Source organism: Pseudomonas sp. TMP9, assembly GCF_037943105.1.
In the GTDB taxonomy this organism is placed as follows: Bacteria; Pseudomonadota; Gammaproteobacteria; order Pseudomonadales; family Pseudomonadaceae; genus Aquipseudomonas.
Map to the genome: position 1 here is coordinate 588952 of NZ_CP149803.1, position 17036 is coordinate 605987.

The 17036-nt window shown below is 58.5% G+C and carries 16 protein-coding genes; 5 read left to right on the top strand and 11 right to left on the bottom strand.

What is annotated here, in order from left to right:
- Positions 1-66 precede the first annotated feature (66 nt).
- A complete protein-coding gene (locus tag WF513_RS02850; RefSeq protein WP_339081255.1) occupies positions 67-840 on the top strand; it encodes a ferredoxin--NADP reductase in 774 nt (257 codons plus the stop codon).
- Here the strand turns inward: WF513_RS02850 and WF513_RS02855 are convergent.
- The 7 genes from WF513_RS02855 to WF513_RS02885 form a co-directional block, all read right to left on the bottom strand.
- Positions 791-3226, bottom strand: coding sequence for an ATP-binding protein (locus WF513_RS02855; protein WP_339081257.1), 2436 nt, complete (start codon positions 3224-3226; stop codon positions 791-793). The two genes, WF513_RS02850 and WF513_RS02855, sit on opposite strands and share 50 nt — an antisense overlap.
- Positions 3201-4319 carry an ABC transporter substrate-binding protein gene (locus WF513_RS02860; RefSeq protein ID WP_339081259.1) on the bottom strand — a complete coding sequence of 373 codons (1119 nt, stop codon included), beginning with the start codon at positions 4317-4319 and terminating at the stop codon, positions 3201-3203. The genes WF513_RS02855 and WF513_RS02860 overlap by 26 nt, the downstream gene beginning before the upstream one ends.
- On the bottom strand, positions 4309-5421 hold the full coding sequence (locus WF513_RS02865; protein WP_339081261.1) for an ABC transporter substrate-binding protein: 1113 nt from the start codon (positions 5419-5421) through the stop codon (positions 4309-4311). The genes WF513_RS02860 and WF513_RS02865 overlap by 11 nt, the downstream gene beginning before the upstream one ends.
- A gap of 3 nt (positions 5422-5424) precedes the next feature.
- Positions 5425-7644 carry an EAL domain-containing protein gene (locus WF513_RS02870; RefSeq protein WP_339081263.1) on the bottom strand — a complete coding sequence of 740 codons (2220 nt, stop codon included), beginning with the start codon at positions 7642-7644 and terminating at the stop codon, positions 5425-5427.
- 389 nt (positions 7645-8033) lie between these two features.
- Positions 8034-9059 (bottom strand): CNNM domain-containing protein, encoded by a 1026-nt coding sequence (locus WF513_RS02875; RefSeq protein ID WP_339081265.1) that lies wholly within the window; start codon positions 9057-9059, stop codon positions 8034-8036.
- 148 nt (positions 9060-9207) lie between these two features.
- A complete protein-coding gene (gene mscL / locus WF513_RS02880) occupies positions 9208-9621 on the bottom strand; it encodes a large-conductance mechanosensitive channel protein MscL (RefSeq protein ID WP_339081267.1) in 414 nt (137 codons plus the stop codon).
- Between the two features lie 68 nt (positions 9622-9689).
- Positions 9690-10436 (bottom strand): EAL domain-containing protein, encoded by a 747-nt coding sequence (locus tag WF513_RS02885; RefSeq protein ID WP_339081269.1) that lies wholly within the window; start codon positions 10434-10436, stop codon positions 9690-9692.
- A 133-nt stretch (positions 10437-10569) separates the two neighbouring features.
- On the opposite strand from WF513_RS02885, the gene WF513_RS02890 reads away from it, so the two are divergent.
- The 3 genes from WF513_RS02890 (at position 10570) to radA (ending at position 12609) form a co-directional block, all read left to right on the top strand.
- On the top strand, positions 10570-10812 hold the full coding sequence (locus tag WF513_RS02890; protein WP_339081271.1) for a DUF465 domain-containing protein: 243 nt from the start codon (positions 10570-10572) through the stop codon (positions 10810-10812).
- Positions 10813-10897: 85 nt separating this feature from the next.
- Positions 10898-11143, top strand: coding sequence for a DUF465 domain-containing protein (locus tag WF513_RS02895; protein ID WP_339081273.1), 246 nt, complete (start codon positions 10898-10900; stop codon positions 11141-11143).
- A gap of 101 nt (positions 11144-11244) precedes the next feature.
- Complete coding sequence (gene radA / locus WF513_RS02900) at positions 11245-12609, top strand: DNA repair protein RadA (RefSeq protein WP_339081275.1); 1365 nt, start codon at positions 11245-11247, stop codon at positions 12607-12609.
- A gap of 57 nt (positions 12610-12666) precedes the next feature.
- On the opposite strand, the gene WF513_RS02905 is transcribed toward radA, so the two are convergent.
- The 3 genes from WF513_RS02905 to WF513_RS02915 all read right to left on the bottom strand — a co-directional run bounded on the left by WF513_RS02905 (position 12667) and on the right by WF513_RS02915 (position 14690).
- Entirely contained in the window at positions 12667-13038 is a 372-nt protein-coding gene (locus tag WF513_RS02905) for a PilZ domain-containing protein (protein WP_339083381.1), read from the bottom strand.
- A gap of 208 nt (positions 13039-13246) precedes the next feature.
- The gene (gene ppa, locus WF513_RS02910; RefSeq protein ID WP_339081277.1) at positions 13247-13774 is read right to left on the bottom strand and encodes an inorganic diphosphatase; all 528 of its coding nucleotides are present in this window, start codon (positions 13772-13774) and stop codon (positions 13247-13249) included.
- A 76-nt stretch (positions 13775-13850) separates the two neighbouring features.
- Positions 13851-14690 (bottom strand): M90 family metallopeptidase, encoded by an 840-nt coding sequence (locus WF513_RS02915; RefSeq protein WP_339081279.1) that lies wholly within the window; start codon positions 14688-14690, stop codon positions 13851-13853.
- 110 nt (positions 14691-14800) lie between these two features.
- Between WF513_RS02915 and WF513_RS02920 the strand changes: the two genes are divergently transcribed.
- Positions 14801-16393 (top strand): protein kinase, encoded by a 1593-nt coding sequence (locus WF513_RS02920; RefSeq protein ID WP_339081281.1) that lies wholly within the window; start codon positions 14801-14803, stop codon positions 16391-16393.
- A gap of 133 nt (positions 16394-16526) precedes the next feature.
- Here the strand turns inward: WF513_RS02920 and WF513_RS02925 are convergent, their stop codons facing one another.
- A complete protein-coding gene (locus tag WF513_RS02925; RefSeq protein WP_339081283.1) occupies positions 16527-16994 on the bottom strand; it encodes a GNAT family N-acetyltransferase in 468 nt (155 codons plus the stop codon).
- Between the last annotated feature and the right edge of the window lie 42 nt (positions 16995-17036).

The window sequence follows — 17036 nt, forward strand, 5'->3', positions numbered from 1 at the left end:
CCGGTGTTTGTAGGGCGTGCTTTACGCGACACTGGGGTACGCCCTTTGCATCAGCCCGGAGCTCGCATGACCCGTGATGACAAGTACACCCAACAAACCCTGAGCGATATTCAGGTGTGGTCGCCCAGTTTATTCAGCCTGCGCTGCAGTCGCGATGCGGGGTTTCGCTTTAACGCCGGACAGTTTGCTCGTTTAGGGGTAGAAACAGCCGATGGCACGCGGGTCTGGCGTGCCTACTCGATGGCCTCGGCACCTCATGATGAGTTTCTGGAGTTCTTCTCCATCGTCGTGCCGGGCGGTGAATTCACCTCCGAGCTGAACCGGCTGCAGGTCGGCGACAGCCTGCTGGTGGAAAAGCAAGCGCTGGGCTTTCTCACCCTCGACCGTTTTCCAGATGGCCGCGACCTTTGGTTGCTGGCCAGTGGCACGGGGTTGGCGCCCTTTTTATCAATCTTGCAGGGGTTAGACGTGTGGCAGCGTTTTGATCGGGTGGTGTTGGTGTACAGCGCACGCACGGCCAGCGAATTAGCTTATCAGCCGCTGATTCAGGGGTTGATGCAGCAGGCGCATTTGCAGGAATACGCCGAGCGCTTTGTCTACCTGCCGTTGGTCACCCGTGAGCAGGTGCCCGGTTGCCTGCATGGGCGCATCACCACGTTGCTAACCAGTGGTGAGCTGGAGCATGCAGCCGGGTTGCAGCTTGAGCCGGCGCATTCGCGGCTGATGATTTGCGGCAACCCACAGATGATTGACGACACCCGCACGCTGCTCAAACAGCGCGATCTGCAACTCAGCCTAAGTCGCCGGCCGGGTCAGGTGGCGGTGGAGAATTACTGGTAGGTGATTGCACCGTAATGCTTGGCTGCTCGCCTGACGGTGCGCTGATCGGTAGGCGAATGGCGAAGCGTGCCCCCCAGCCTGGCTGGCTGGCCACTTCCAATTTACCGCCGAGCACCCCGGTGACCAGGTTGTGCACAATATTGAGGCCCAAGCCGCTGCCGCCCTGGCCCAAGCGGGTGGTGAAGAAGGGGTCGAAAATACGCGGCAGGTTTTCCTCGGCGATGCCGTGGCCATTGTCTGACAGCGCCAGTTCAATCCAGCCAGGTTCATAGGGGAAGGCATACAAGCCGATCTTGCCGTGAGTCAGGCCACTTAGGCCGTGGGTCAGCGCATTGTTGATCAGGTTCACCAGCACTTGGCCTAGCGCGCCGGGGTAGCTGTCCAGCTCGATGCTGTCGTCGATGTTGCTCTCGATCACGAACGGCGTCTTTTTTAGCGTGGGTCCAAGGGTAATGATGATTTCCTTGACCACCTCGCTGAGCTGGAAGCGTCGGCGTTGCGCGCTGGCTTGGTCGACGGCCACTTGCTTGAAGCTGGTGATCAACTCGCTGGCCCTGCGCAGGTTACGCACCAGAATGTCAGTGGCGGTTTTGTTGTCCTCGATAAACTGCTCCAGCGTTGAGCGCTTCAACGCACCATTGGTTATGGCTGCGGCGATACTGCGGCTGTGATCTTCCAGGGTGCTGGCCGCCATCAGGCTGTTGCCCACCGGGGTATTGAGCTCATGGGCGATGCCCGCCACCAGCGAGCCCAGTGCCGCCAATTTTTCACTCTGCACCAGTTCTTTTTGGGCTATTTGCAGGGATTTCATGGCCTGGCTCAGCTCGGTGTTGCTTTGGCTGAGGGCCTCGGTGCGCTCTGTGACACGTTGCTCTAGGGTGGTGTTGAGTTCGCGGTAGGCGATTTCAACTTTTTTCTGGTCAGTGACGTCGATGTCCATGCACACAAAAATTTGCCGGTTCTCACTGCTTGGCAGGATGAAGGTGGTGCCAAGGAGGAACACCTGACGTTTATCCGGCAGGCATAGTTCACTCAGGTAAGGCCCGATGCTGGCACCCTTGGTGGCTTCTTCGAGCACCGCCATAAACAGCCGCTGTTGTTCCGCGCTGAACAGCAGTTTGTCGAGGGTCTGGCCCAGCGCCTGATCACGGCTTATCCCATAGAGCGTCTCGCTGGCATGGTTCCACAGTACAACTCGGCCTTGGGCATCAAACCATTGGATGGCGACGTTGGGTGTATTTTCCAGGGTGGCCAGCAGGCGATCCTCGCTTTCGCGCAAGCTCTGGGCGGTTGACTGCAGCGCTTGCTCGCGCTCGCGTATAGCGCCGACCATGCGTCTGAGGCTGGCGCTCAAGGTATTCAATTCACTGATGGAGGTGGTTTGCATGGCCAAGTCGTAACGGCCGCTGGCAATCTGCCGAACCTGACGGCTGAACGCCGATATTTTATTAGCCAAGCCCCAGCTGGTGAATGCTGCAATACCTATTGCCACAGCCAACGTCGCCGCCAGGGAAAAGATTAGCCGTTGCCAAGTTGCGTTCAGCAGGGCGTAGGCCTGCTCGCGGGGCTGAGCCACCAGCACTTGCCAGTCGGGACCGCTCACCGTGCGCGCCAGGCCGACCATCTCTTGGCCTTCGATGGTTAAGCGCTGCACGCCTGGGCGGGTGCTCTGGAAAACCGCTAGATGACCAAGGTTCAACTGTTGGCTGACCGTGCGGGTTTGCGAACTGGCGATCAGTTGGCGCTGACGATCAACAATCAAAACCTGCAGCGCACCATCCTGGCTTAACTGCCTGGCAAGTTCGGGCAGTGGACTGATCGCCACCTCGCCGATCAGGGTGCGTTGGCCAAGCGGTTTAGCCAAGGCGACGGCCAAGCGCGAGCTGACGGTTGATAGAAAACTGTTGGACCAAGCGCCCGTTTGTTCGGCCTGAGCGTTGCGCACAAAATCCCGCGCAGAGATATCTAAGCCGTAAAGGTTTTGCCTCAGGCTGCGCTTGGTTGCCGGCATGCCGACGGCACGGATACGCCCTTGCGCGTCGCTCAGGTAGATGGCTTCGTAGAAGTCCGACGTGTCCGCGTAGGCGTCGAGCAGGGTCTGTATCTGCGCGTCGCTGAGGTCCGCGGAGCTGTCGAACAGGCGGGCTAGAGAACTCAGTTCGCGGTCGGCAATGGCAAAGTGGCGCTCCAGTTGGCGGGCAATATTATCGGCGGCAAAGCCCTGGCGGGTGTCGACATCCTCAAGTAGCAGGGGCTCGTAATACAGTCGAAACAACAGTGCGATGGCGAGGATCGGCAGTGCGGCGACGATGATAAAGCGGCTCGCCAGGGTTAGGAGAAGGGGGCGCGCCCTGAGCAGGTTACTCAGGGTCGATAAAGCGGCCATGTTTCACCACTCTCAGGTAATTATGGTTGTTGTTGTCACCGAAAGCGTCGAAGACGATCGGTTGCTGCAGGCCCTCGAAGCGGCGGATGCGCAACAGCGTTTGCTTAAGATGTTCGTCGGGCTGGCGAGCAGCGATGGCGTGCAGCAGGACCTGAGTGGCGTTGTAACCGGTGACCGCGGCGGTATCAACGTCCTGACCAAAACGGGCTTGGTATTGGCTGCGGAACGATTTGAATAGCGGGCTTGCATCATTGAGATCAAAGACCTGTGAAGTGATCAGCCCCTCAACCGATTGACCGCCCATTTCCAGCAGGGCATCAGCCGCCGCCCAAGAGGGCGTCGCCAGCACCACGTCAGGTTGTTTTTGGCGCAGGTGCGAGGCGAGCATGGCGGTGTCGAGGGCGCTGCTGACCATCACGACGGCCTGGGTGCCGGGTTTCAGAGCGGCGCTGGCTAGTTCGGCATACTGCGCCTCTGGGATGCGCTGGAAGGCAACCGGCTCGGTAATCTGCCCGCCCAACGTGGTGAAGTGCGTCGTGAAGTCCGCCACCCAAGGCGTTGTGAAAGTGGCATTACTTTGCTCAACCACCAGGCTTGCCTGGGTAATGCCGAGGCGGTTGTGCAGGTGTTCGGCAATGTCACGGGCATCCGGGTTGTGGTGGCCAAGGGTGCGAAAGAACATATCGTCCTTGCCGGCCAGCAAGGGCGAAAGCGGCGTAATGCCCATCAGTAAAATGTTGGCGTCGGTAAACGGCTGCGCTAATGCTTCGGCAATCACGCTGGTCATCGGCCCCAGAACTGCATCGACCTTAAGGTCAATCAGCCGTTTGGCGGCTTGTTTGGCCCGTTGCGGATCAAAACCGTCGTCTTGCAGCAGCATTTCAATGGGGCGGCCCTGAATACCGCCGCGTTCATTGCGCTGTTCAATAGCCAGCTGAATGCCATTGCGCCCGGAAATGCCCAGACTGGCACTGGCCCCCGAACTGTCGACGATAACCCCAAGGCGCACGGGTTGCAGCGTAGCGTCCGGCTCGCCGCAGGCCGTCAGCAGCGCAGCAATAAGCAGCCCGGTAAGTGAGTGTTTAATTCTCACGCAGATACTGGCCTTTGTGGATGCGGGTGATGAAAGTCGGGCTGTGAGTGTCACCGAATTCGTCTAGCTCGATGGGGCCCTGCAAGCCGTCAAAACGGCGCAGGCGCAGCAGCGTTTGCTTGAGCGTTTCGTCGTCACCCTGTTCAGTCAAACCCTGCAGCACGACGCGGGTGGAGTTGTAGGCGGTCAATGCGGGAAAGCTCAGTGCCTCGCCATAGCGAGTGCTAAAGGCTTGTTTGAATGCTGTAAATGCAGCGGAGGTGTCTTGCATGTTGATGTACTGCGCCACGATCACGTCTTCGACTGCATTGCCGCCTAGTTCAACCAACTTGCCGCTGCCGGCCCATTCAGCGGTGGCAATAATTAGCGACTCGTGCTGTTGGCGCAGCTGATTAATCAGCAGGGCGGCGTCTAGTGCGCTGGTGATAAGCAGCACGGCTTGGGGCTTTTCAGTCAGTGCCTGACGGGCCAGTTGGGTGTAGTCGAGTGCAGTAGACGACTCGAACACAGTGGTGTGCACAATGCGCCCACCGAGCGCGTTGAGGCGTGTGCTGAAGTGGCCTGCCCACGTATCGGTATAGGCTTTGTTGCGATGATCGACGATCAGGCTGACGCGCTTGATGCTGTGCCGTTGGTTCAAGAAGGTAGCCATCACGCGGGCGTGTTCGTCATTGCTGCCAATGGTGCGGAAGAACTGGTCATCGCGGCCATTGAGCAGGTCGGTGCTCACCGGCCCGCCCATTAACAGCACGCCAGCCTCGGTGGCCATTGGCGCAAGCGCCATGGCAACGGTGCTGGTCATCGGCCCGATGACGGCGTCTACGCGCTGCTCCAGCAGCTCAGCCAAGGCTTTTTTGCCCTGCTCTGGGTTCAGCTCATCGTCGCGAATGATCAGTTGCACGCTGCGGCCGTGGTTAATGGCTGCCGCGTTGTGTTGCTCAACGGCCAACTGCGCGCCATTACGAGCGGCAAGGCCTAGGTCGGCATTGGCCCCGGACAGGCCGCCGATAAAGCCCAAGCGGATCGGCTCTGGGTCGCTGCAGGCACCGCTGAGTAACGTGAGCGCGATCAGGGCAATGCGCGACAATTTAAGGCGAGGCATGGCTTATTCACTCTGGGGGGCGATAAAGGCAAGCAGTTCGTTCATCGGCATGGGCTTGGCAAACAGGTAGCCCTGGCCCTCGTGGCAGCCCATTTGCTTGAGCAGTGCGGCCTGGCTTTGTTGCTCAATGCCCTCGGCAATCACTTCAAGATCAAGGCTCTGACCCAGTTGGATAATGGTTTCGACGATACGCCTGCCGCCTTCACTCTGTTCCAGCTGGCGAATAAAGCTGAGGTCGATTTTCAGACGGTCTACGTTGAGGCGCTCTAGGTAGCTGAGGGAGGAGAACCCGGTACCGAAGTCATCCACCGCCAGTGTCAAACCCCGTGCCTTGATTTGCTCGATGAGCACGGTCATCAGATCGGCTTCGAGCATGGCCATGGACTCGGTGATCTCAAGTTCGATCAGTTGCGGCTGCACGCTGCTTTCAGCCAGGGCGCTGCTGAGCATGTTGATAAAGCCGGGATGGCGCAGTTGTGCGACAGACACATTGATGGCCATGCGCAGCGGATGTTCGCTGTGCTGGTTGATGATGCCGAGGTCATGGCAAGCGACGCGCAAGACCCATTCGCCCAAGGCCACGATAAGCCCCGAGCTTTCGGCAAGTGGAATGAACTCGGCAGGGGAAACGAAACGGTTATCTTCGGTGCGCCAGCGCAGCAGGGCTTCCACGCCTACAAGCTGGTTGTTTTGCAGGTTGTACTGAGGCTGATAGACGACGAACAGGCGCTCGCGTTCAAACGCCAGACGCAGGTCCTGCAGCAGTTGCACGCGGGCGCGGGTTTCAAACTCCATCTTGCGGCTGAAGTGATTGATGCTGCCGCGTTGTTGTTGCTTGCCATGCTTGAGGGCGATGCTGGCAGCCTTCAGCGCATCACTGCCTTTACCGTCTACCTGGTCCAAACGTGCGAGGCCGATGGTCGCGGTGATGCGCTGGCTCAGCTCAGCAAACTGCAGCGGCTCTTGCAGCACTGTTTGTAGGTGTTCTTGGCTGAGGGTGCTGTGCTCGGCAAGAATGCCAAAAACGTCGCCATCGACCCGTGCGAGCAGGCTGCTATCCGATATCGAGGCCTGCAAGCGCGTGCTTACGGCTTGCAGCATGGCATCGCCAAGCGTGTGCCCCAGGGTGTCGTTGAATTCTGAAAAGCCGTCGATATCAATTAGGGCCAGGGTGAGCTCGCTGGCAGCGCTGCCGGCCAGTGCGCGGTCGAGGGCGTGAATAAGCGCTAGGCGATTAGGGATATGCAGCAGCTGGTCGTTATAGGCGTGGTCCTTGAGCTGGCTGAGCAGCAGGACGTTATCCAAGGTAATAACGATATTGCTGCAAAACACCTCAAGCAGTTGTTTGTCGAGCTCGCCTAATGACCGCTGCGTTTGCAAGTAGGCGGCCATGTGGTTGTGCCCCTGGCCTTGGAAGAACAGCGTGGTGCTGGTCTCTGCGTAAATATTGCGTCGCTCGCTTAACGCTTGTTTGAGCGCATCCGCTACATGGCGATCGGGCAACTCGGCCAGTTGCTTATCGATGCAGGCCGTCAGGTTGCCGGCCGCGGCCACGATTAACGCGCTGGCGGGGGAGAACTCATGGTCATAGGCACACACCAGCCCTTCGGGTGGCAGGCCGAGCAGGCCGCAAATTTGCGTGATGATGCCTGCAGCAAATTCACTGACGCCTTGACGAGCCAGGAGTTGGCTGCTCGCGCGGATTACCATGCCAAGGCCAAGGCGGCTGGCGTTGATGGTGTGAATTTGGTCGTAAGAGCGAATAGCGGTAGTCAGCGAGGTGTAGAGGCGATTACGGGTCAGTTCGGATTTGGTTTTGTAGTCGTTGATGTCGTAATCACGAATGGCTTCAAGCTCCGGGGCATAACCCGGTTGCCCAGTGCGCAGGATGATGCGCGTTTCGCTGTTAGCCATTTCTTCGCGGATACGTTTAACCAAGTGCAGGCCGGCATGCTCGGACTCCATCACCACGTCTAACAGAATCACCGCAACCTGTGTGTCCTCATTGAGCAACTCGACAGCTTGGCTGGCTGAATAGGCATGCAGAAACCTCAGCGGGCGCCCGAGGATTTGCGTGTTGGCAAGCGCAAAACAGGTGGACTGGTGAACATCCTGATCATCATCGACGATCAACACATGCCAAGCGTGTTCGGCATTCTCCTTCGGCGCGTGGCCGGTTTCGGCGTCGAAGTTAAAGAGATCATCATCGGCAATATCGGTCATGAATCGGCCTTAACTAATGGGAGGAATCCAGCCAGCACCGTCTCAAGCGTTGAGTCGTCGCCATTTACTCACTGCATAATTATCGGTTGTGGGCTGCCAGTAGGTGTTGTGCTCAAAGCGGATAACAGCCCTTTGCAGTCTAGTTAAAAACCGCGCTGAAACAGAACCCATTTATTGAATGGCAGGCATAAATGTGCAGCACGCTAGCCACCGCGTAGTCAGTCAATCAAAGGGGCTGTGTAGCCTGATGGCGGAGGGGCGTGTTTGCGGGTAGCGTCTAAGTGCGCTGCAGAACAAGTACAGGCGTCGTCAGTGAGGGCCGCTGACGGTTGAGCATGGTTGATGCGAGGTGCCTGCTTCACGTGTTGGCGTAAAACAGGCACGTGCTATCACTCTTCGCGAATGGCTTTGATTCGATGTTCCCAGCGGCGCTTGGCGAAGCGGCGCATGTTGGGGATGTCATCGGTTTCATCAAGGATGGCTTTGCCGATGATGGTCTCCATGATGTCTTCCAGGGTCACCAGGCCGCGCCAGCTGCCGAATTCGTCATAAACCAGGCACATGTGCTGACGCTCTTGCATCAGCAGGGCCATTAGGTTTTCTACGTTCATGGTTTCCAGCACCACTTTCAGCGGTTTGAGAATGCTGGATACGGGTAGCTGATCATCCTCGGCGGACAGTGCGTCATAGCGAAACACCACACCCAGCGGCGATTCTTCCTCATTGATGACCGGGTAGCGTGAGAATTGGCTTTCTTTGACGCGCAGCTTGAACGCGCTGATTGTCTCGCCGGGCGCTGCGGCCTCGCAAACGATACGCGGGGTCATAATGTCGCGCAGCTTGATGTCATGCAGGTCTAGGATGTTGCCAATCACGCGCTGCTCGTCGTCATCTAACTGGCCCGATTCGCGGCCCAATAACGTCAGCGCTTTGATTTCCTGGCGAATGTCGTGCTCGGGCTCTTTGCCGCCCATCAGGCGCATAAGCGAGTCAGACAGCAGGATAAAAGGTTTGAGCATCAGGATCATGGCGCCCAATAAGCCGGGTAGAAACGGCGCCAGTGTCCGCCAGTAACGCGCCCCCAGCGTTTTTGGCACGATTTCCGAGAGCACCAGAATCAGCAAGGTCATTACCGCCGACGCGATACCCAGGTAGCCATCGCCAAAAACCACCGTCACCTGCGCGCCAACGCCAGTTGCACCCACGGTGTGGGCCACGGTGTTCAGCGTGAGGATGGCGGCAAGGGGTTTATCAATTTGATCCTTCAGCGCTTTTAGCCGCTCATACAGCTTGGGCTTATCAGCCCTTTGCTGGGCGATATAGCTGGGCGTTAGCGACAGCAGCGCTGCTTCGAGAATCGAGCAGATAAACGAAACCAGAATGGAGAGAACAGCAAAAGCCAGTAGGAGTGTCATTGAGGGGTATGCGTGACTAATGGGCAAACAGATTACATGAACAGCCCACCCGTTACCGCTCTGCCCGCATGGGTTAACACAATAAGCTGCAACAAATCGTGTACACGGCTGGGGACGATCATGCCCCCAGCCGCCTCAGCGGGCGTGGTTAGGTTTTGCCCTGCTGCGCTTTAAGCAAGTCACGGATTTCGCTGAGCAGTGCCTGATCTGCGGTTGGCCCAGGAGGCGCTGTGGGTGCAACTTCTTCTTCGCGCTTGAGTTTGTTCAGCACCTTTATGCCCATAAAGATGGCGAACGCGACGATCAGAAAATCCAAGACGGTCTGGATAAATTTGCCATAGCCCAAGGTAACGGCCGCGACATCACCTTCAGCCGCTTTGAGCACCACGGCCAGGTCGGAGAAGTCCACGCCGCCAATCAATACGCCCAATGGCGGCATCACTACATCGCCGACAAAGGATGAAACGATCTTGCCAAAGGCGGCGCCGATGATGATGCCAACGGCCATGTCGACCACATTGCCTTTGACGGCGAAGGTTTTGAATTCACTGATTATGCTCATGGGGCGCTTCCGGATGGGTGAGGTTGCGCTGAGTGTAATCAAGCAAACAAAGGCCTGCCAGTCAGGGGTCAGCCTGGCCAGTTCACTTCGGGCAGCGACTCAAAACCGGGTTTAGCCAGCAGGTAGCCTTGGAACAGTTCCACGCCCATGTCGCGCAACGCGTGCAGCTCGCCAAGGGTTTCGATGCCCTCGGCAATCACCCGAATATTCAACTTGCGGCACATCATTAAGGTGGCGTCGACCAGCACCTGGCGCACGCTGTCTGTATCGATGTCGCGGATCAGCTGCATGTCCAGCTTGATCAAGTCAGGCTGGAAGTCAGCCAGCAGGTTCAGGCCTGCATAGCCTGCGCCGAAATCATCGATGGCCGTCATAAAACCCTGCTTGCGATAGGCGCGCAGGATATTCGTCAGGTGGTCAATATCCAGCACCTGCTCTTGCTCGGTAACCTCGAAAATAATCCGCTCCAGCGGGAAGTTAAACCGCTCAGCCGCCTCCAGCGTGGCGCGGATGCAGGTCTCCGGCTTATAAACCGCGTTAGGCATAAAGTTGATCGAGACCATCGCCGGCACTTGCAGCTTGGCGGCCCATTCCAATGCGGTAATCCGGCAGGCTTGATCAAAGGGGTAGAGGTTATCCCGGTTGAGCTGGCCTAGCAGGCTGCCGGCGGACTCACCGGCAGGGCCACGAACCAGCGCTTCATGGGCGAATATCGTTCCCGTACTCAGGTTGACGATGGGCTGGAAAGCCATGCTAATCGGGAAGCCTAAACCATGGCCGTCACGGCAAGCCGAACATCCTGATGCAGTACTCATTACCTATCCTCTTAGCGATTCGTGGTGACAGGCAACGATAGCAGACCCCGCCGGTCGATGGGGCCTGAAGACCTTCCGGCAGAGTCCAAGCGACTGGGCTAGGCTCAGTTGAAGCCGTTAAGAGGATGCCGTTATGCCCTTGGAACATCACCCGTTGCACCGCGAATTCCCCGAGTACACAGCACAGTTGCAGGGGTTGTTAAGCCGGGATGGCCACTTTAGCCGTTTAGTCGAGGAGTACGATGCGCTCGACAAACGCATCTATGAAGTTGAGAGCGGTCGGGTGGCCATTGATGAGATTGTGCTGCTCGGTTTGAAGATGCAGCGCGTCAGCCTTAAAGATGAGCTCGGCGATTTTTTACGCAAAGCGCTATGAGGCGAATGGCTTGATCCGGGTCAACTGCTGACGCTGGATCGGGAGGTAGGCTGTATCCAGTAACTACCCCCTAAGGAGCGCCACTATGCATGTTGAACATCATCCCCTGATTAAAGACTTCCCCGAACTGCGCGACGCATTGCACCAGCTGCGTACAGGCGACGCCCATTTTGCTCGCCAAGCGGATGACTATGAGGATTTGGATAAGCGCATTTGCCGGATCGAAGCAGGCAACGAGGTGCTGGCAGACGACGCCTTGCTATTGCTTAAGCAAGAGCGCGTTAGCCTTAAAGATGAGCTGGCCCAGCGCCTCAAGCAGGTGGCCGTATAACGCAGCAGGTGCGGCAAAGGCGGTAAATCCAGATTCCGTAATGCTGTAAATATATCCAGCTATTTCGTATGATCCGGGCTCAGCTTATTGAGGAGTCCGGCATGGCCAAGGCCAAGCGTATGTATGGCTGCACCGAGTGTGGCGCGACCTTTCCCAAATGGGCCGGCCAGTGCGGCGAGTGCGGTGTGTGGAATACCTTGGTTGAGACCCTGCTCGAAGCCAATGCGGTAATGCCCAATGGGCGAGCCGGTTGGGCGGGCGAGAGGGTCCAAATCAAGACCTTGGCCGAGGTCAGTGTCGAAGAAATGCCGCGTTTCTCCACGGCATCCGGAGAGTTAGACCGGGTGCTCGGCGGCGGTCTGGTGGACGGCTCGGTGGTACTGATCGGCGGTGACCCTGGTATCGGCAAATCAACCATCCTGCTGCAAACCTTGTGCAACATCGCCACGCGCTTCCCTGCGCTATACGTGACGGGCGAAGAATCCCAACAGCAGGTGGCCATGCGTGCTCGCCGCTTGGGTTTGCCAGAAGACAAACTCAAGGTCATGACCGAAACTTGCATCGAAAGCATCATCGCCACCGCGCGCATAGAAAAGCCCAAGGTGATGGTGATCGACTCAATCCAAACCATCTTCACCGAGCAACTGCAATCGGCTCCTGGTGGCGTCGCCCAGGTGCGCGAGAGTGCGGCATTGCTGGTGCGCTTCGCTAAACAAAGCGGCACGGCGATTTTTCTGGTTGGTCACGTGACCAAGGAAGGTGCGCTGGCTGGCCCACGCGTGCTCGAACACATGGTCGACACCGTGTTGTATTTCGAGGGTGAGTCTGACGGTCGCCTGCGATTGCTGCGTGCAGTGAAGAACCGCTTTGGCGCGATCAATGAACTGGGCGTATTCGGCATGACCGACCGGGGCCTGAAAGAAGTCACCAACCCCTCGGCGATCTTCCTCACCCGCGCCCAAGAAGAAGTGCCCGGCAGCGTGGTGATGGCCACTTGGGAAGGAACCCGGCCGATGCTGGTTGAGGTGCAGGCGTTGGTCGATACCAGCCACATGGCCAACCCACGGCGGGTGACCTTGGGTTTAGATCAGAATCGACTGGCCATGCTGCTGGCGGTGCTGCACCGGCACGGCGGCATCCCCACCCACGATCAGGATGTTTTTCTCAACGTGGTCGGCGGGGTCAAGGTGCTGGAAACCGCCTCTGACTTGGCGCTCATGGCGGCGGTGATCTCCAGCTTGCGAAACAAGCCGTTGCCGCATGATCTGTTGGTGTTCGGCGAGGTTGGTTTGTCTGGCGAAATTCGCCCGGTGCCGAGCGGGCAGGAGCGTTTGAAGGAGGCGGCGAAACACGGCTTCAAGCGCGCCATCGTGCCCAAGGGCAATGCGCCAAAGGATCCGCCGCCCGGTTTGCAAGTGATTGCTGTCACGCGGCTGGAACAAGCGCTGGACGCGTTGTTTGAGTAATCGGTCGGTTTGGGATTAGCGCTGTGCAGTAAAAAGGAGGCTTAGCCTCCTTTTTATTTACTCGTCTTCACCGAGGGCGGCGAGTTCGCGCTCGAGCAAGCTTTCATCGCCGAGGTTAAGTTCTACCAGGCGGCGTAAATGGCTGATCGAGTCGAGGTCGATATGCCGACAAACGAAACCGAGTAAGTCAGCCTGAGTACGCGTCAGCACCACTTCCATCTGCACCCGGGTGTCATCAGCCAGTTGGATGTTGGCGTTAAACGCTTGATCAGGGTCGCCGTTCCAGCCGTCAGGACGCTTGATCAGCAAGCCCTTGAGCGACACATCATGCAGTTCAACCGCCCAGTGACGATCCCCCTGCGTAATCTCAGTGGGGGCGTCGAAAGCGATACGGTGAAAACGCCGACGCTCGTTAGCTGCTGCGCTCATGTAAAGAAACTCCTGCGAGGTTTTACCCACTATAGCCAAGGCCGCTGCCAATGGCTTGGTTTTATCGGTGTGGCGATGGGGCTGGCTGCCAAGTGCGTCTGCGGGCAAGATGAAATGGGCGCGCAGCACCGAGTATAAAAGATGAGCACTTCGACTTTCAGGCATAAAAAAACCGGCTTGTGGCCGGTTTTTAGGGGGTGGTCTCAGCTTATTTTTGGTAAGCCGCGGCCGCCTTGATGATTTCGGCGCGGGCAGCGTCTGCATCGCCCCAGCCTTCAACCTTGACCCATTTGCCTTTTTCGAGATCTTTGTAGTTCTCGAAAAAGTGCTTGATCTGCTCAAGCAGCAGAGCGGGTAAGTCGGTGTATTCCTTAACGTCCACGTATAGCTGGCTGAGCTTATCGTGCGGTACGGCGATCAGTTTGGCGTCGCCACCGGCTTCGTCAGTCATGTGCAGCACGCCGATTGGGCGTGCGCGTACCACTGAGCCGGGGGCTACTGGATAGGGCGTGACGACCAGCACGTCGAGGGCATCGCCATCGTCGGCCAACGTGTTGGGGATGTAGCCGTAGTTGGCCGGGTAGAACATCGGGGTCGCCATAAAGCGGTCGACGAACAGGCAGTCGGTGTCTTTGTCGATTTCGTATTTGATCGGCGCGTGATTGGCCGGGATTTCGACAACAACATAGATGTCGTTTGGCAGGTCTTTACCCGCTGGAACCTTGCTGTAGCTCATGAGTGACTCCCGGTGCTGGGCCAAAAAAGTGGCGCGATTATAGGCATATTCCCCGAGCGTTGCTATGCCGGGATGGCTAGCCATTGGTCGCGCACGCAGGGCGTGTTCGCCTGCTTTGGTAATTCGGGTTGTTGGCGTGCAATTGCTGCAGCCGAGCCAGAGGGTCTTGGCGATAGAACAGCGCCAACTGCGCATAAACGACGGGGAAGGCTTTTACCAGTAGATCGGGCGCGCTGAAAAAGTATTCGCTGGTGACGGCGAAAAACTCCGCCGAGTTTTCCGCAGCATAAGGATCAATGGCTGTGTCAGCGTTGGGGTTGGCATCCAGTTCGGCGTTGAGTTGATCGAAGGCGCTTTGCATGGCCTTCGCCCATTGCTCAACATGCATAGTGCTGTGCAAGGGCGGCAGGCCGTTGGCGTCGCCGTTGAGCATGTCCAGCGTATGCGCCAGTTCATGGATCACCAGGTTGTAGGCATGCCATTGGCCGCTGGCCAAGACGCCAGGCCACGCGAGAATCACTGCGCCGTGCTGCCACGCCTCGCCACTGTGTGCAGCGTCCCATTCATGCACCACGCCGCTGGCGTCGCGGTGGCGCTGCGGGCTGACGAAGTCATCCGGGTAAAGCACGATTTCATGAAAATTTTGGTACCAGTTGAGGTCGGCTAAGTGCAGCAGCGGCAGTTCGGCCTGTACCGCCAGTATCAGCCGGTCATGGCCGTCGAGTGCCACACCAGGCATGGCGCTGAGGTGTTTATGCTGCAGAAACAGCACGGCCCGTTCGCGCAGGCGTTGCTGTTCGGCGGCATCCAAGCCGTCAAGGATCGGCAGTTGCTGCAAGACGGCTTGCCACTGCTCGGGGCTGACAGGGTGACGGGCAATGATGCGCTGGCGACGCCAGGCTCGTAGCGACCACATGGGCTCAGCTCAATTAATGGGGGCGCTCACCATAAGCTGGGGGTGGGTGCCGGGCAAGTCGGCATAAAGGCTGCAGTGAAGTGGCTGTGTACGACCTGGGAGGGCTGCCAATGTCGATCGAGCGTCTGCATCATCCTGCCGTCAACATGCTCTGCGGTCAGGGGTTAGACCTGCCCAGCCAGGCTGCGCGAACACGTGCAACCTGGCTGCCAGTGCGTGACGGTCGTCCCCCGGCGCTCTTGATTGCGTTGCTCTGGGGGCGAGACTGCACTGATAGGGTGCGTGACTTGGATGCCTTCCTTGATGGCCTCCTGGCTGATTGCTGCTGCACGCCTGCCGAGTGGAGTGAAACGCAGGCAGTGCGTCAGGTCTTGGCCGCCTTCAACCTCCAGCAGTTTCGCCAGCGCCAGAGCGGGCGCCATGTGCTGGAACTGAACGCTGGGCTGTTGTTGGTACAGGGCGATGAGGCGCAGTTTCTCCAGGCTGGGGCCATTGGTTTGCGGCGTTACCAGCGGGGCGAGGTGCACAGTTGGGTGGGGCGGGAGGGCTTGCTGCTGGGTATACAGGCCGAATTGGCGCTGGTGCAGTACCGCCTGACGTTAAATCCCGGCGATTTATTGTTGTTGGCGCCGCAGCCTTTGCTGGAGCTGGCCGACCTGCAGGGCGTGCGTGCGGCCAGCGCAGTCACGGGGGCTGCTGACCTGCCGGCATTGCTGGGGCCACTGCTGCAAGCACCTGGAGCGGCCGCATTGTTGCAGGCTGGAGAGGTCAGCCGCGCGCCGGTACTGTCGCCACGCATGCCTTGGCCGGTGGTGCGTAATGCCCAGCCAGGGCTGCAATTGGATGGCTGGACGCTGCTTGTCGCCTGCCCTTTCGGGCCAGTTGGGCGGCTGTTTCGTGCCACCGATCCGCGGGGCCGGGAAGCTCTGTTGTGGCTGGCCGAGCAGCCGGTAGATGAAGTTTTCCGCCAGCGCGAGTGGGCGTTGCGAAGCAGTCTGGCGACGGGTTTGCCGCACGTGGTGTCCTCTCACCAGCCTCGCCAGCATGCCTTTTGGCTGCTGCAGCCGGGGAGTGCAAGCATGCGCAGTCTGAGCGACAGGCTCACTAAGCATGGGCCTATGCGGGGCGTCCAGGTATTGGCTTTAATCGAGCAGCTGATTGCGGCAGTGCGTGGTCTGCAGCGACGCGGTATGCAGGGGTTGTGGCTGGATCCCCGCGCGATCTTGCTGGATGACGATGGCCATGTGCTGCTGTTACCCGAACAGGCCGCGCTAGTGCCTGGCGTACCGCAGCAGAGCCTGCCGCCTGAGGCCATACCGCTGGCGCCCGAAGCGCGTGCGGGGCAGGCGCTGGATGGTCGGGCAGATCAGTTCGCCCTGGCGGCGCTGGCTTACTGGCTGTGCAGTGGGCGCTGGCCTGACGTGGCCCGCCCCGATGCCGATGCGCGCAGTATTTATGTGCCGCTGGCGCAATTTGGCGTTGCTGTGCCGCTGGGCTGGGACGGTGTGCTGGCGCGCGCCTTGGCCCCCAAGGCAGTGGCACGTTTTGAGGCGCTGTCGGAGTTTCAGCAGGCGCTGCGCAAGCCGCTTATGCAACCGCCCGTACGCGCTGCAGGCAGACAAAAACGCCGCAGATATGCGTATTTAGGGTTGTTCGGCCTGGCGTTGTTACTGCTGGCGCTTGCCTTGTGGCTGAGCCTTTAGGCTGATCAGGGCACCGCGCAATTGCTTGTGCTGGATGCACTGTTGAGCGTATTCGCTGCGCCATTAAGGCCAGCCGGCGTAAGCGTGCCTGCCGGCTAAAGGTTTTCAGCGGCAGGCAGCTGGCGCGAAGGATTTATGGCGCGGTGAAATCTTCGGTGATCGGCAGGACAAAGCTTGTGAACTCGGTGTCTTCCTTGAAACCGATTGACTCATAAAGCTTATGCGCAACGTCGTTGCCAACGCTTGACGCTACGCGCAGACGCACGGCATTGGTGTCTTTGGCCATTTTTTTGGCTGTCTGAATCAGGCGGTCGGCCACTAACTGGCGGCGCGCGTCTTGGCAAACGTAAATGTCGTTAAGAATCCACACGCGCTTAAGCGACAACGAGGAGAAGCTCGGGTAAAGCTGGCAAAAGCCGAGGATTTTGTCTTCGTCGTCAGCCATAGCCAGATAAATCAGCGACTCTTTGCGGCTGATACGCTTTTCCAGAAACGTGCGCGATGAATCAGGGTAGGACAGCTGGCCAAAGTGCTCACGGTAGGTAACGAATACCGGATTCAGTTGATCCAGATGCTCTAGGGTCGCTTGGACAATGCGCATGGTGAGCCTCTACTTCAGTCATAGGGATGGCGTCGGTAGCGC